Here is a 14,424-nt window from a genome sequence, read left to right as displayed (position 1 = left end):
GGTATCTACATCGGCCTCTCGCCACGGATAGTAATTGGCGAACCAAGGGGGCCGAGGGGGAACAATGAACGAAGCGCTGGCGGAACCGCTCACCGGATATCAGGTGGTGGCCGTGGCCACTGCCGTCGCCGCAGTGGTGGCGGGCCTGGTGCGGGCCTACGTGGCATACCGCGCCCGGATGAACGAGGAACGCGAGGCGACAACACGCACCACAGCCCGGGTGACATGGCTGATCCGGCTCGCGGAGGCCGACCACGACGTCGTACGGATCGTGGAGCGTGATCGCGACGGGCATCGGGAGGTCGAGCTGGGCGGGCGCAGCGCGTCGAAGCCCGGGGCCGTCGAGGAGGCGGCGTGACCGACATCAAGGGCACAGCCGCTCTGACGCCGGATCCCGACGACAACGACGCTCTGCGCGAGGCCGAGGCGGCCCGCCTGAAGGCCGTTCACGACCGGGAGTTCGCCGAGTTCACCGAAGGCTCGTACCACACAGTGGAACGGATCCTCAGGGCGAGATGCCGGGACCGCCAAGCGGTGGAGGACGCACTTCACGAAGCCTTTCTGCACGGTCGGGTCGAGTGGTCCAAGCTTCGCGACCACGTCAAACCGGCCGGCTGGATCGTTCGTACGGCGCGGTTCAAGATGCTGAAGGACCAGGAACGGCGCCGGCGGGAAGCCGCGGTGGCGCCGGAGGACCTCCCGCCGTCGTCCCACTCGGACATCGCGGACGCGTGGGAGGCACAGGAGACGCTGCGCGGCTGGTTGCACCAGCTGCCGGTACGGCACGCCGAGGTGTTCCAGATGTCGAAGGAAGGCTTCTCCAACCAGGAGATCGCCCGCATCCTCGGACTGACCGAGAACAGCGTCCGCTCCTACAAGGCCGCCGCCAAGAAAGGGCTGTGCGAACTGGCGGAGAAAGCCGGCTTCACCCGATCGGAGAGCGACCGGCGGCAGGGGGCCAGCCGTGGATCTCGATGACATCCTGGCGCTCGCCGAGACCGCACCCAGCCCTCTGGAGCTCGCCCGCGCCCGCCGTGTCGCGCGGACCGTGCAGAGTCAGCACGACCTCTCCCTCGCCGAGGGCTACCAGATCATCGTGGACACCGATCTTGCCGATCCGCTGACCTGGGACGCGGACGAGGCCACCCGGGTCACCCGCGCCGCCCAGTTGGCGAAGCAGGGCACCGTCACCTGGCTGTTCGGTGACGGCAGGACGGATCGCTTCGAGCGGCTCTCCTGGTCCGACGAGATGGCGATGATCGTCGGACACGCGCCGGGAACGCTCCGCCTCACCCCGCGGGCGCTCTTCGAACTCGTTCATCCCGCCGATGTCGAGCGCGTCCTCGCCGCGGCGCGGACGGCGTGGGAGCAGAGCCGCCCCGACGAGATCGGCTTCCGGGTGGTCCAGCCCGGAGGCAGCATCCGCCACGTGTACTGCCACCTCGAGATCCTGACCGACGCGGGTCGGCCGGTGGGCGTCATCGCCACGGGCGAGGACATCACCGCGCTCGAACTCGCCCGCCAGGAGCAGCGCCGGCTCGCCGTGCGCAGCCGGATGCTCGGCGCCGACCCGGCCGTACGGGACGTGCTCACCGGGCTCCAGACCCGCGGCTACGTGATCGACGAGGTCGACCGGGCGCGGCGCACCACCGGCGGCGCCCTGATCGTCGTGGCGACCGAGCCGGCTACCCGGCTGCCCGACGCGCCGCTCACCGACGAGGACCGGGACCAGTTGACGGCGGAGATCGCCCGGACCCTGCGCACAGTCGTCGGGGACGACGTCACCAGCGGCCTGGTGGGCTCCGGCTCGTGGGGCCTACTGCTCGCCTCCCGCGACGACGCGGAGACCGCCGAGACCCTGGCCGCCCGGATCGTGGACAAGTTCCGGAACCATCTCTTCAGCGTCCGGCAGAAGCCACTGCGGCTCAACACCTCGGCGGGTGTGGTCCATTTCGGCAACGACATCCCGGACACCGGCTTCGACCTTCTCGTGGACGGCGAGCACGCCGCCCGCGACGCGCACCGCAACGCCACCGCCGTCAAGGTGCTGGAGCAGCCGGTCGCCGAGAGGGAACGGACGGACCGGTGCCGACGGCGGATTCGTCGCGCCGTCGCGGCCAACCGGTTCGCCCTCTACGCCCAGCCCATCATCGATCTCGGGCTCAATCAGGTCGCCCGCCACGAGATCCTGCTGCGCGTTCGCAGCGACACCGGCGAGCCGGTCGCGCCGTGGGCCTTTCTCGACATGGCCGAGCGGGTCGGCGAGATCCTGTCGGTGGACAAGTGGGTGATCGACCACGCTCTGGAACTGATCGGCCGCGGGGCACAGACCTCCCATTACCAGGTCAACATTTCCGGGAAGTCGCTCGCCGACCCGGGACTGCTCGCCTTCGTGACCGAGGCGATCCACCGGCATCACGTCAAGCCGGAATGCCTGACGTTCGAAATCACCGAGACCGCGCTCATCGAGAATCGCAACGAGGCAGTGGCATTCGCCACCGGGATCAGAGAAGTCGGCTGCCACCTGGCGCTCGACGACTTCGGCACCGGATACGGCGCGCTCGCCCAACTCAAATATCTGCCGGTGGACCTGGTGAAGATCGACGGCGCGTTCATCGTCGACCTGTGCCGGTCGCCGGCCGATCAGGCTGTGGTGTCGGCGCTCGTCGAGCTGTGCCACACGCTCGGCATCCGGGTCGCCGCCGAGTACGTCCAGGACCAGGAGACCCTCGATCTCCTACGCGCCGCGGAGGTCGACTTCGCCCAGGGTTATCAGATCGGGCGACCGGAACCGATAACGGTGGGTCAGGAGGAGGTTCAGAGCATCGAACTCGAACTGCGGCTGCCGCCTCAGCAGACCGCCATGGGATGACAGGTCGGTCGTCACCCGGTCCGGCTGGGAACCGGCGGGGCGGGTTCCGCCTCGGGCGACCCGGCCGGCGGGGGCGCGGCCGCGCGGCGGCGGAACAGCAGCAGCATCAGCCAGCCGGCGACCAGTCCCCAGAACGCGCCGCCCACCCCGAACAGGCTGACCCCGGAGGCGGTGACCACGAACGTCACCACCGCTGCTTCCCGCGCGTCCGGTTGGGCCACCGCCGCCGCGACCGCCCCGGCCAGCGCGCCGAGCAGCGCGAGCCCGGCGACGGCCTCGACCAGCACCGGCGGGGAGAGCAGCACCAGTGTGGTGGCCACGCCCGCGCCGAGGCCGAGCAGCGCCAGGCCGATCCCGGCGGTGACCGAGGCGATCCAGCGCCGTTCCGGGTCCGGGTGGGCGTCCGGCCCGGCGGCCAGGGCGGCGGTGATCGCGGCCAGGTTCACCGCGTGCCCGCCGGCCGGAGCGCCGAGGGCGGTGGCGAGCCCGGTCACCCGCAGCGCCGAGCCCAGCGGGGCCCGGTAGCCGTACCCGGCGAGCACCGCGGTGCCGGGCACGTTCTGGGCGGCCATGGTGACCAGGAACAGCGGCAGCGCGAGCCCGACGACGGCGGGCAGCGTCCAGGCCGGCGCGGTGAGCGCGACGACCGGTGCGGCGTCCAACCGCGCCGGGCCTGAGGTGGTGAGCGCGATCGCCACCACTGCCACGGCGAGCGCGCCGGGTACCGCCCACCGGCGGGCGAACCGGTGCAGCAGCAGCCAGACCAGCACCACCGGCCCGGCCAGCCGGGGCACCTCCACGAGGGCGCGTACGGGTGCCGTACACAACGGCAGCAGCACCCCGGCGAGCATGGCGGAGGCGATCGGGGCGGGAATCGCGGCGACCGCGCGGCCGAGCGCGGGGATCAGCCCGGCGGCGACGATCAGCAGGCCGGCGAGCAGGAAGGCGCCGACTGCGGCGGGCCAGCCGCCGGTGACCGGCCCGGTGGCCACGAGCAACGCCGCGCCCGGCGTGGACCAGGCGATCGACAGCGGCAGCCGGTGCCGCAGGCCGAGCCAGACCGCGCAGGCGCCGCTGGCGACGCAGAGCGCGAGCAGGCCGGAGGCCGCCTGGTCCCGGTCGGCGCCGACCGCGCGCAGCCCGGCCAGGACGACTGTGAACGAGCTGGCGAAGCCGACCAGTGCGGTCACCACGCCGGCCAGCACAGGCTGGAGTCGACCGGCCATGCTTCTCCCCTCCGCCCGTTCCGTTTACGGAACGGCACGGTGTAGCACCATAGCCCCATGACAGGTGCCCCACCAGCCGGTGACCGGAGCGCACAGGAGGTCGGCCGGCGCATCCGCGCGCTGCGCGCGGAACGTGGGATCTCCCTGTCCGAACTGGCCCGCCTCGCGGGCGTCGGCAAGGCCACGCTCTCCGGCTTGGAGAACGGCGTGCGCAACCCCCGGCTGGAGACCCTGTACGCGATCACCGCGCAGCTCGGCGTACCGCTGACCGCCGTACTCTCCGCGCCCGACCAGGCACCGACCGTACGCGGGGCCGCTGTCGGCGCAGCGCTGCTGGAGGTCTTCGGCGACCGGGAGGCGACCTACGAGCTGTACCGGATGTGGGTCACCCCGGGCCCGGCGCAGCTCTCCCCCGCCCACTCCAGCGGCGTGACCGAGCATGTGACCGTCTTCTCCGGCGTCCTGCGCGCCGGCCCGGTCGACGCCCCGCTGACCGCCGGTCCGGGCGGCTACCTGCGGTGGATCTCCGACGTGCCGCACACGTACGCGGTGGTGGGCGAGGAGGAGGTCCACGCGAGCCTGCTGCTGCGTTATCCTCGACCGTCCACACCGGACAGTTGACACATACCCAGGATGCAAGCGGATGACATTTCTTTCAGCAGACCCGCCACCGCGTAGAGACGCGGAGCCGTTCTTCTTGGCAAGCTTGTCCTCATGACGCTCATCCTCCGCTCGGCCATCCTCAACGACGTCGGCCTGGTCCGGACCAACAACGAGGACTCCGCCCTCGCCGGTGACCGCCTCGTGGCGGTGGCCGACGGCATGGGCGGGCTCCCCGCCGGCGAGGTGGCCAGCGAGATCGTCATCCGGATCCTGGACGAGCTGACGCCGCCCACCGGCGCCGACGAGGCGGCCGACGCGCTGCGCGCCGTGGTCAGCACCGCCAACCAGCGCATCCGCGCGGCCATCACCGTCGACCCGGCCCGAGACGGCATGGGTACGACGCTGACCGCCGCCCTGCTCGCCGGGGACACGCTGGTGCTCGCCCAGGTCGGCGACTCCCGCTGCTACCTGCTGCGCGACCACGAGCTGACCCAGCTCACCCGCGACGACACGTTCGTGCAGGCGCTCGTCGACCAGGGCGCGCTCTCCCGCGACCAGGCCCGGCACCACCCGCAGCGCTCACTGGTCACCCGGGCGGTGCAGGGCTCGGACGCGCCACCCGCCGTCGGGGCGCTCACCGTGTTCCCCGGCGACCGGCTGCTGCTGTGCAGCGACGGCCTCTCCGACTACGTGGAGGACGCCGCCATCGCGGCGGCGCTCGCCACCTACGGCGACCGCCAGCAGTGCGGCGAGCAACTGGTGAAGCTGGCCCACCAGGCCGGCGCGCCGGACAACGTGACGGTGGTCATCTCGGACGTCACCGAGGCGTGAGCGGGCGGCCTTTCCGGTTGCGGACCGCGCCCGGTGCGGTTGGGATGAATGGATGCACATCCGCCGGCTGGCCGCCGATGAACGACTGACCACCAGCTTCCCGCTCCAGGCGTACGCGTTCGAGGCCTCGCCGATGGTTGCCTCCCGGACCGACCAGTTCCGCGCCTACCTGCCGTACAACGCCGGGAACACGACGCTCGTGGCCGAGGAGGACGGGGTCACCGCGGCGGCGGTCTCGGCGATCCCGATGCGGCAGAACCTGCGCGGCGCGGTGCTGCCGATGGCCGGCGTCGCAGGCGTGGCCACCCATCCGCTGGCCCGCCGGCGCGGACACGTCCGCACGCTGATGCACCGGCTCCTCGACGGCATGCGGGACGAGGGGCAGCAGCTCAGCGCGCTGCACCCGTTCCGCGCCTCGTTCTACGAGCGCTTCGGCTACATCGGGCTGCCCCGGCGGCGTACCGCTGTCTTCAACCCGGCGGACCTGGCACCGCTGCTGCGGGCCGAACTGCCCGACGAGCTGGTCTGGGAGCGGATCGGCGCGGGGTACGCGCGGTGGCGCGCGTACACCGAGCGCTGCCTGCGCGAACGGCACGGCTTCGCGGTCTTCCCGGACTTCCGGGCGGTCGGGCTGCGCGACCGGGACGACCGCTGGCTGGTCAGCGTGGTGCGCGGCGGCGAGACGGTCGGCGCGGTCACCTACCGCATCGACGACCACGCCGGCACGCTGCACGCCGACGACCTGCTCGTCGACGACCCGCACGCGCGGACGTCGGTGCTCCAGTTCTTCGCCCGGCACGTCGACCAGGTCGCCCGGATCAGCGTCCAGATTCCCCCCGACGAACTGCCCGAGCTGTGGCTCACCGACCTCGACGTACAGGTGGAGGCGCGGGTCGCCCGGCCCGACCCGACCGCGCCGATGGCCCGGCTGCTCAGCCTGGACGCGCTCGCCGACCAGCCGGTCGGGGTCGGCCGGGTGCTGATCGAGGTGGTCGGCGACCGCTGGCTCGCCGGGAGGCACCTGCTCGACGGCACCACCGGAAAACTGGCGGTGCTGCCCGCGCAGACCACCGCCGAGGGCAGCGTGCCGACCGCGCGGCTCACCGCCGCCGGGCTGTCCGCCCTGGCGTACGGCGTGCTCGACCCGGCCGAGGTGGTCGTACGCGGCCTGGGTGATGTCCCGGTGGACGCGGCCGGTGAGCTGCGCCGCCTCTTCCCGCGCGAGTTGCCGCACCTGTTCGCCGACTTCTAGTCCCGGTTGGCGGCACGCGCGCGGGGGTAGGGTCCAGCGCGTGCCGGAGTGGCTGGAAGCGGGATTCTGGGGCCTGCTCGCCGGGTCGGCCCTGCTGATCGGGGCGGCCGTCGGGTTCTTCGCGCGCGTACCGCGCCGGACGACCGCCTCGGTGATGGCGTTCGGGGCGGGCGTGCTGCTCTCCGCCGTCTCGTTCGAGCTGATCGACGAGGCGCACGAGCAGGGCGGCCTGCGACCGGTGGTGATCGGCGCGGCGGCCGGCGCGCTCGCGTACACCGGGGCGAACGTGCTGCTGGCCCGGCACGGCGCGCGGCACCGCAAGCGCTCCGGCGACGAGCAGCCCTCCGAGCGGGAGCAGCCCGGCTCGGGTACGGCGATAGCGGTCGGCGCGCTGCTCGACGGCGTACCCGAGTCGGTGGTGATCGGTGCGAGCCTGTTGGCGGGCGGCCCGGTCAGCCTGGTCACCGTCATCGCGGTGTTCCTCAGCAACGTGCCGGAAGGGCTCTCCAGCGCGGCCGGGATGCGGCAGGCCGGGCGCACCCGGCGCTACGTGTTCGGGCTGTGGACGGCCATCGCGCTGATCTCCGGCGCGGCGTCGCTGGCCGGGTACACGCTGCTCGGCGGCGCGCCGCCGGAGGCGCTGGCGACGATCACCGCGCTCGCCGCGGGCGCGATCCTCGCCATGATCACCGACACCATGGTCCCGGAGTCGTTCGCGGACGCGCACCTGCTGGTCGGGCTGATCACCGTGCTCGGCTTCCTGGTCGCGTTCGCGCTGTCGCACGCCTGACCGTCGCGGCGCCGGGGCGCTGGCTTAGCGGCGGGTTAAGGATCGGCTGGGGAGTCGTGCCGGGGCGGCCGGTCCTCCTAGCATCGGGCGGTGCACGTGAAGTCGGCTGTCACCCTGCTCGTCCTCGCCCTGGCGACGGCGACGCTGCCCGCCTGCGGCGGCGACGATCCGGCCCCCGCGCCCGCCGCCGACGCCGGCTCGTCGGCCGGTCCGGCAGCTGACCCCTCGCCCGCCGCGAGCGGGCGGGCCGGGCTGGGCAGCGCCCGGCCGAGCCCGACCCCCGCCACCGTGGCGTTCCGCGCCGGCAACCCCGCCGGCCGGGCGAGCGTGCCAGCCGAGGCGCGGGCGGTGGACACCTCGCGCCCGACCCGTACCGTCGGCAGCGGCACCCCGGCGAGCTGCACCTCCGAGGCGGTGGTCAAGGCCGTCGCGGCCGGCGGCGTCATCACCTTCGACTGCGGGCCCGCGCCGGTGACCATCACCATGAAGGCCACCGCCAAGGTGGTGAACTCGCACGGCCCGCGCATCGTGCTGGACGGCGGCGGCAAGGTCACGCTCAGCGGCGGCGGCAAGCGGCGCATCCTCTACATGAACACCTGCGACCAGGCGCAGGGCTTCACCACCTCGCACTGCCAGAATCAGGACCATCCGCAGCTCACCGTGCAGAACCTGACGTTCGCCGACGGCGACTCCACCGGCGAGCGGACCGAGGGCGGCGGGGGCGGCGGGATCTTCGTCCGGGGCGGGCGGTTCAAGGTGGTCAACTCGCGGTTCGTCGGCAACCGCTGCGACCGTACCGGCCCAGATCTGGGCGGCGCGGCGCTGCGCGTGCTCAGCCAGTTCGAGAACAAACCGGTGTACGTGGTGAGCAGCACCTTCACCGGCGGGGTGTGCGCGAACGGCGGGGCGTTGAGCAGCATCGGCGTCTCCTGGACGGTGCTGAACAGCGCCTTCCGGGACAACCGGGCGGTCGGCACCGGCGCGAACCCGGCCCGGGGCGGCACTCCCGGCGGCGGCAGCGGCGGCGCGATCTACTGCGACGGCAACGAGTTCGCGGTGCGGATCGCCGGCACGGTGATCGAGGACAACAGCGCGAACGAGGGCGGCGGCGCGATCTTCTTCGTCAGCAACAACCGCACCGGCACGCTGCAGATCGACAGTTCAACGCTGCGCCGCAACCCGAGCAGAGGCTTCGAGACGAAGGGCCACCCCGGCATCTTCTTCCTGGGCGCCCGCATCTCCTGACACCTCCCTCTCCGATCCCCCTCCCGATCTCCCCGATGATCAAGGAGTTTGTGTCCTGGTTGATCTCTTCGGGTGACACAAACTCCTTGATCACCGAGGCAGGGGCGGGCGGGGCGGGCCTGTTGCCGGAGCCGGCTGGGTCAGTAGGGGTTGGGGTGGCCGGGGAGGCGGCCTCTGGTCAGGGCTTTGGGGCGGCCGGGGAGGGTCGGGTCCGCTGACAGGGGTGGGGCGTCTGTGCCGGCTCTCGTGGCCATGCCGGTGAACAGGTCCTTCAGGGCGGTCACCGAGTCGACCGCCGGCGTCCAGCCGAGTTCGGTCTCGGCACGGTGGCTGGACATCAGCGGCACGTTCAGCGCCAGGTCGACCCAGCCCGTGTCGACCGGTTGCAGCCGCGCCCGCCAGGTCAGCGCCGCCGCCGCGCGCAGCACCGGCGTCGCCACCGGCACCGTCCAGCCGTGGAAGTGCCGGGCCACCAGTTCCGGCGTCAGCACCGGGTCGGCCGCCACGTTGAAGGCGCCGCTCGCGTCCCCCAGAACCGCCCGGGCGTACGCGTCGGCCACGTCGTCGGCGTGCACCGCCTGCATCCGCAGTCGCTTGTTCGACGGCACCAGCGGAATGCGGCCGTACCGGAGAAGGCGCACCGGCGCCAGCGGGCCGAGGAAGTAGCGGCTGATCTCCGTACCGGCCTCGCGCTGGAAGATCAGCCCCGGGCGCAGGCGTACCACCCGGAGCTTCGGGTGCTCCCGCTGCACGCCGTCGAGCAGTGCCTCCACCTCCGCCTTGTCCCGGCTGTACGACGACGACTCCACCCCGGTCGCCGGCCAGTTCTCGCTGACCGGATGGTTCTTCGGGCCGGGCGCGTAGGTGCCGACCGATGAGGCGTACACCAGGGCCGGAACGCCGACCCGGACGGCGGCCTCGATCACCGCGCGGCTGCCGCCGACGTTGGTCCGGTAGAGCGTGCGGCGGTCGTGGCTGGGCTGGATCTGCCAGGCCAGATGCACCACCGCCCGTGCCCCGGCGAAGATCCGCACGAGCTGGTCGGCGGCACCCGGCGACCCGATGTCGCAGGAGTGCCACTCCACGTCCGCGTACGGCTCACCGGCGTCCGGCCCGGGCAGCCGGCGCGCCACCCCAACCAGTTCCGCTTCCGTCTCCCGCCGCAGCCGGCGCAGCACGGCCGTCCCCACGTTGCCGGTCGCTCCCACGATCACGATGCGCATGTCCGGTGCGGTACCCGCTGAACCGGGCAGCAACCGCTCACGGACGGGGGTTCGTGCGCACCCAGCCCTTCTCCCGATCGCGGCGACCCGACGTGGCGGCCAGGCAGCGTGGGCAGACCCAGCCGTCCGGGTCGGCCTCGGTGAGGACGTCGGTTCCGGAGTAGTCGAACGGCACGTGCGGGAAGCGGCGCAGGCGGGTACGGCTCAGCGGCAGCCCGCACAGCGTCTGGTTCTGGCCCGGCAGCCAGGCGTGCACCTCACCCCCGGGCCGGCGTACGCCGTCGGCGCCCGGAACCTCGCTGGACGCCGCGACGGCGGCGGTGCTGGTCACTCGCATGGTTGCCTCGGTTCCCCGGGCGGGGAGGTTCAGGTTCACGCCTGGTGTCTGGCGCGTCGTGTGGGTTCGGGTCTGAAGATCGACAGGCGGCGGAAGCCGCGAGCTTAGGGCGGGTGGGTTCCGGTAACCTGAGTGGGCGGGCCGCTAGCTCAATGGCAGAGCTGTGGACTTTTAATCCATAGGTTCAGGGTTCGAGTCCCTGGCGGCCCACTCCGTTCCAGCTCAGCAGCCCTTTGCGGGGTCGCTGTCTTTGTCAGCACGGCTCGTACAGCAGCGAAGTACAGCGGTAGCCGTCTCACCGGTCCAGTGCGCTGCCGAGCCGCTTGAGCGCGTCGCGGGTGGCCGCCGACGAGACCACCGTGTAGATCTCCATGGTGATGGCGAACTGCGCGTGCCGAAGGATCTGCATCGCCACCCGGGGGTGCACGTCCAGGTCCGCCAGGAGCGAGGCGCAGGTCCGCCGGGCGTCCCGGACGGTGATCCGCCGGACGCCTGCTGCGTCACAGCGACGGTCCCAGAAGCGGTTGAAGTTCCGTGGCTCGACCGGCCGGCCGTAACGGGTGGTGAAAATCAGGTCGGACGGCTGCCAGGCCGGGCCGGCGGCGTCCCGGGCTGTGGTCTGCGCGGCACGGCGGCGATCGAGGGCAACGGTGCAGATGTCCGGCAGCGGCAGGGTGGCGTCCGAGGCAGCCGTCTTCGTCTCCCGGTGCAGCAGTTCGGCACCGACCCGCTGGAGTTGCCGGTCAATGGTCAACTCCCCCGCTTCGAGGTCGACGTCGGCCCAGGTGAGCCCCAACATCTCGCCCTTGCGCAGACCGAGCGCCAGGACCAGGACGTACGCGGCGTAGAGCGGGTCGTCGTCGGCGCGGGCCGACTCCAGGAAGCGCCGCGCCTCGTCGCTCGTCCACGCCTTCCGCTTACGCTTCCGTACCGGCGGCAGCTTCACCAGGGATGCGACATTGCGGGAGATCAGCCCTTCGGTGATCGCCTGGGACAGCAGCGTCCGGAGCACGGTCCGCAGGTGCGTGACGCTGGTTGCCGAGGGCAGATTTTGGCAGCAGCGGCCGAGGGCGCAGCAGCGACGCTGGGCCGGATTGCGCCGCTCGTCCTTGCCCTGGGCACAGCACTGGCAGGTCCGCCCGACCTCGTTAATCCAGGTCTGCACATCGCTGACGCGGAGTTTGTCGAGGCGCTTCCGGCCCAGCCCCGGCACGAGGTAGAGCCGGACCACCACCTCGTAGGTGACGTAGCTGCCGGGGGCGAGGTTCGGCTTGACGATCTCGCGCAGCCAGTAGCCGGCGTACTCCCCCACTGTCGGGGAGCGGGTCGCCACCGGGCCGGCCTTGGCCTGCCCGTGGAGCTTGATCCACTTGTCGTGGACCTCCTCGCGGGTCTTGCCGTAGACCCACTTCCGGCCCCGCTTGCCGTCGGGCTTCTCGACCCAGACGTACGCGGCAAACCCGTTCCGGTAGGGGAAGATCGAGCCTTCGCCGTTGGCCCTTGCGCGTCCAGGCATCAGGCGGCCTCCTGCCGCTCGACCTGGTCACGGATGTACTCGTCGACCCATTCGGGGAGGATGCGGCGGTACTTGCCGTCCTTGATGGAGCGCAGCTCGCCGGTGGCGATCTTCATCTTGACCTTGGAGATGCCGAAGCCGAGCAGCACGGCGACCTCGGCGGGCGAGTACCAGCGGGGGCGGAGGTCGTGGGTCATGCGGCGGCTCCGGTGAGCCAGGCTTCGTGGGCGAGTTCTTCTCGGCCGATGCGTCTGCTCTCGCGCCGCTGGCGGGCGGCGGTGTTGGCGAGCAGGGCGTCTCCCTCGGAAAGCCAGCCGGAGCCGATGTAGGTGAGGGTGCCGACGGTGAGGGTGTCGTCGGGTTCGTCGTCTTCGGTGCGGCGGTAGGTAGCGCGGGTCTCGCGGAGTTGGCCGAAGGTGACGGAGTAGCGGCGGGCTTTGGTGAGGAAGTGGCCGCCGAAGCCGAGCATGTGCGCCCAGCGGCGCAGCCCGGCGTAGACGTTGGGTTTGGCGTCAAGGATGCCTTGACGGTCGTCGGCGGTTGCGGCGCCGCCGGTTGTGTCGGTGTGGGTGGGGCGGCCGAGGTGCCAGCAGGCGTCGATGAGGCGGGCGACGTGGTCGCCTCCGGGGTCGGCGTAGTCGTCAACCGTGGAGGGGGTGAGTCGGGTGGAGCTGTGTCCGGTGGCTTCGGTGGCCTTGGTGGCGTACTTGGCGAGGTAGGCGGCTACCTTGCCGTCGGTCAGCTCACCACCCGTGCTGTTGATTCGTCGGATGTCGACCTGCTCGCCCCAGGCCACCACCCAGCCCTGCGGCCGGTCGGGGTGCGCTGGCGTGGTGACGGTGATCTGGCGGGAGGCCGCGTGGACGGCTGCCTCCAGGTCGTCGATGCTGATGCCGGCCGGCGGCGGCACGAGGGCGTCCGGGTCGTCAGGGTCGACGCCGTCGAGGCGCAGCAGGACGTGGAAATGGACCGCTGCCCGGGCGCTGCACCTCGGCGACCTTCCCGTGGGAGACCCGGACTGGCGGCACTGAGCGGACGTTGCCGGAGGCGGTGACGACCCGGACGAGCGGGATGCCGCGTCGGCGGCAGAGCGCGGCGAGGTGGCGTTCAATGGCCTGCTTGGTGCGCCGCCACAGCTCTCCAGAGAAGTAGTTCCAGACGACCTGGTGGGCGTGGTCGTAGCAGTCCAGGCACAACGGCTGCCCGAGCCGCGGATCATCGGCCTCGTGGCGGGCGAAGCACGCCGCAGGCTGCCCGTGCGGGCAGGTGCGGGCGGTGCTGCGGGCACGGCAGGGAGCCGGGCGGCAGTCGCAGCGCTGCCGGGTGGCGCAGGTGTGGCGGGGGACGTGCCGGTGGTGGACCGGGCCGAAGGACGGGGCGGTGAAGGTGGCGAAGACGACCGGATGGCGGCCGACCGAGCCGGGGACGCCCTTGCCGCCGGTCAGGCCGCAGCGCACGACCTGGTAGGCGTCTCCGGCGTAGACCCAGGCGCAGTCCGGGCACCGGGCTTCGCGGCGGTTACCGCACGCCTTGTACAGCGTCTGGTCGGGCAGTTCGTCGGTGTGCTGCTCGCCCAGAACCCGGCCGGTGTCACGCTCGACAGCGGCGAGGATGCCGGTGAGACGGATGGGGCGGGTGCAGCCGCCGGCGGGGCGGGTGTGCTCCAGCCAACCGGAGAACTCCGGCAGGGCGGCGCGGTGCAGGACCTGGGCGTCACGGCCGGCGGCGACGCCGGGCCGGTACAGGTCGAGCGGGGTGGACACGACTTCCTCCTCAGGCAGGTGACAGGGACGGGAGACGGAGCACCACCAGCCCTGGACGCCTGTCCGCTGGTGGTGTTCGTCGGGTCTCCTGGCACCGCCGGGAGGGCGGCTGACACCGGAGGGCGGGTCCGTGGTGATGCCACTCTCCGCCGATGGGTTCGTGTCCTTTCGCGTTCGTCGAGCCGATGAGTGGGTCGGCACGGGCGGGGAGCCCTGGGATGTCGGCATTCGGCAGGTTGCCGCAGGCTGCCCCCACCCGTGGAAGTCGCGAATCCGGGCCATCGTGGACGGCAGAAGGCCGTGCTGGGCCGCTTAGCGGATTCCGGGGACCGGCACGGCGGCCGGTGTGATCGAGAGCCGGCGGGATGTGGCCCGCATTCAGCGGTAGGAAGGCCGCTCGGCATCTCGGAAGTCGATTCCAGCGATCCGGCAGGAAGGCCGCGCTGGCGTGCTCGACGAGCGCCAGAGTAGCACCGGGTACCGACACGTCAACCCGTCGTGACTCCTGCGGCCGGGGTGGACGACCGGCTGCCGGCCTGCTGCCGGCCGGTGTGGGAGGACTTTCTGTACGTCTTCAAGGCGGCCCTTGACGGGCCGCACGCGCCGCCGCCTGGGCGCGCGCCGGCCGCTGCCGCTGTCGCTCTGCGGCCGTCACGCCGGATGCCCGGCGGCTGGCGCGGAGAGCGGGAAAGCCCGGAGGGCCGCCGCAGAACGACAGACCGTTGACGGGTGAGGGGTGGGCCGGCAGCCGGCCGGGCCGCGCGGC

At 72.2% G+C, this 14,424-nt stretch carries 13 protein-coding genes, 1 tRNA gene and 1 pseudogene; 9 read left to right on the top strand and 6 right to left on the bottom strand.

All coding sequences use genetic code 11. The annotated features are described in order from the left end of the window. The first annotated feature begins 64 nt into the window (after positions 1–64). Genes MicB006_RS01570 through MicB006_RS01560 form a run of 3 tightly spaced genes read left to right on the top strand, consistent with a single transcriptional unit; the run spans position 65 to position 2,872 of the window. Positions 65–358 carry a hypothetical protein gene (locus MicB006_RS01570; RefSeq protein WP_116503362.1) on the top strand — a complete coding sequence of 98 codons (294 nt, stop codon included), beginning with the start codon at positions 65–67 and terminating at the stop codon, positions 356–358. Beyond that, complete coding sequence (locus tag MicB006_RS01565) at positions 355–978, top strand: RNA polymerase sigma factor (protein ID WP_116503360.1); 624 nt, start codon at positions 355–357, stop codon at positions 976–978. The genes MicB006_RS01570 and MicB006_RS01565 overlap by 4 nt, the downstream gene beginning before the upstream one ends. After that, positions 965–2,872, top strand: coding sequence for a GGDEF domain-containing phosphodiesterase (locus MicB006_RS01560; RefSeq protein WP_116503358.1), 1,908 nt, complete (start codon positions 965–967; stop codon positions 2,870–2,872). Before MicB006_RS01565 ends, MicB006_RS01560 begins: the two co-directional genes overlap by 14 nt. Before the next feature lie 11 nt (positions 2,873–2,883). Here the strand turns inward: MicB006_RS01560 and MicB006_RS01555 are convergent, their stop codons facing one another. Beyond that, entirely contained in the window at positions 2,884–4,098 is a 1,215-nt protein-coding gene (locus tag MicB006_RS01555) for a benzoate/H(+) symporter BenE family transporter (protein WP_116503356.1), read from the bottom strand. A gap of 57 nt (positions 4,099–4,155) precedes the next feature. On the opposite strand from MicB006_RS01555, the gene MicB006_RS01550 reads away from it, so the two are divergent. From MicB006_RS01550 to MicB006_RS01530, 5 genes are all read left to right on the top strand, one after another. Continuing rightward, positions 4,156–4,719 carry a helix-turn-helix domain-containing protein gene (locus MicB006_RS01550; protein WP_116503354.1) on the top strand — a complete coding sequence of 188 codons (564 nt, stop codon included), beginning with the start codon at positions 4,156–4,158 and terminating at the stop codon, positions 4,717–4,719. A gap of 93 nt (positions 4,720–4,812) precedes the next feature. Then, positions 4,813–5,532 carry a PP2C family serine/threonine-protein phosphatase gene (locus MicB006_RS01545; protein WP_013283512.1) on the top strand — a complete coding sequence of 240 codons (720 nt, stop codon included), beginning with the start codon at positions 4,813–4,815 and terminating at the stop codon, positions 5,530–5,532. Between the two features lie 52 nt (positions 5,533–5,584). Then, positions 5,585–6,784, top strand: coding sequence for an enhanced intracellular survival protein Eis (gene eis / locus MicB006_RS01540; protein WP_116503352.1), 1,200 nt, complete (start codon positions 5,585–5,587; stop codon positions 6,782–6,784). Positions 6,785–6,824: 40 nt separating this feature from the next. Further along, on the top strand, positions 6,825–7,574 hold the full coding sequence (locus MicB006_RS01535; protein ID WP_116503350.1) for a ZIP family metal transporter: 750 nt from the start codon (positions 6,825–6,827) through the stop codon (positions 7,572–7,574). Positions 7,575–7,670: 96 nt separating this feature from the next. Beyond that, a complete protein-coding gene (locus MicB006_RS01530) occupies positions 7,671–8,819 on the top strand; it encodes a hypothetical protein (protein WP_116511071.1) in 1,149 nt (382 codons plus the stop codon). 140 nt (positions 8,820–8,959) lie between these two features. Here the strand turns inward: MicB006_RS01530 and MicB006_RS01525 are convergent, their stop codons facing one another. Together MicB006_RS01525 and MicB006_RS01520 are read right to left on the bottom strand one after the other, a co-directional pair. After that, positions 8,960–10,042, bottom strand: coding sequence for an NAD-dependent epimerase/dehydratase family protein (locus tag MicB006_RS01525; protein ID WP_116503348.1), 1,083 nt, complete (start codon positions 10,040–10,042; stop codon positions 8,960–8,962). Positions 10,043–10,079: 37 nt separating this feature from the next. Next, positions 10,080–10,379: a hypothetical protein gene (locus MicB006_RS01520; RefSeq protein ID WP_116503346.1), complete on the bottom strand. Its 300-nt coding sequence runs from the start codon at positions 10,377–10,379 to the stop codon at positions 10,080–10,082. A gap of 138 nt (positions 10,380–10,517) precedes the next feature. Between MicB006_RS01520 and MicB006_RS01515 the strand changes: the two genes are divergently transcribed. Then, positions 10,518–10,589, top strand: a tRNA-Lys gene (locus MicB006_RS01515). Between the two features lie 85 nt (positions 10,590–10,674). Here the strand turns inward: MicB006_RS01515 and MicB006_RS01510 are convergent. The 3 genes and pseudogenes from MicB006_RS01510 to MicB006_RS01500 all read right to left on the bottom strand — a co-directional run bounded on the left by MicB006_RS01510 (position 10,675) and on the right by MicB006_RS01500 (position 13,658). Next, positions 10,675–11,895 carry a tyrosine-type recombinase/integrase gene (locus MicB006_RS01510; protein WP_116503344.1) on the bottom strand — a complete coding sequence of 407 codons (1,221 nt, stop codon included), beginning with the start codon at positions 11,893–11,895 and terminating at the stop codon, positions 10,675–10,677. Beyond that, positions 11,895–12,092 (bottom strand): excisionase family DNA-binding protein, encoded by a 198-nt coding sequence (locus MicB006_RS01505; protein ID WP_116503342.1) that lies wholly within the window; start codon positions 12,090–12,092, stop codon positions 11,895–11,897. The genes MicB006_RS01510 and MicB006_RS01505 overlap by 1 nt, the downstream gene beginning before the upstream one ends. After that, a pseudogene (locus MicB006_RS01500) lies at positions 12,089–13,658 on the bottom strand (replication initiator). The gene MicB006_RS01505 and the pseudogene MicB006_RS01500 overlap by 4 nt, the downstream one beginning before the upstream one ends. Between the last annotated feature and the right edge of the window lie 766 nt (positions 13,659–14,424).

This window comes from Micromonospora sp. B006, assembly GCF_003408515.1.
GTDB classification, from domain to species: Bacteria; Actinomycetota; Actinomycetes; order Mycobacteriales; family Micromonosporaceae; genus Micromonospora; species Micromonospora echinospora_A.
This window is presented reverse-complemented; position numbering and strand designations above follow the sequence as displayed.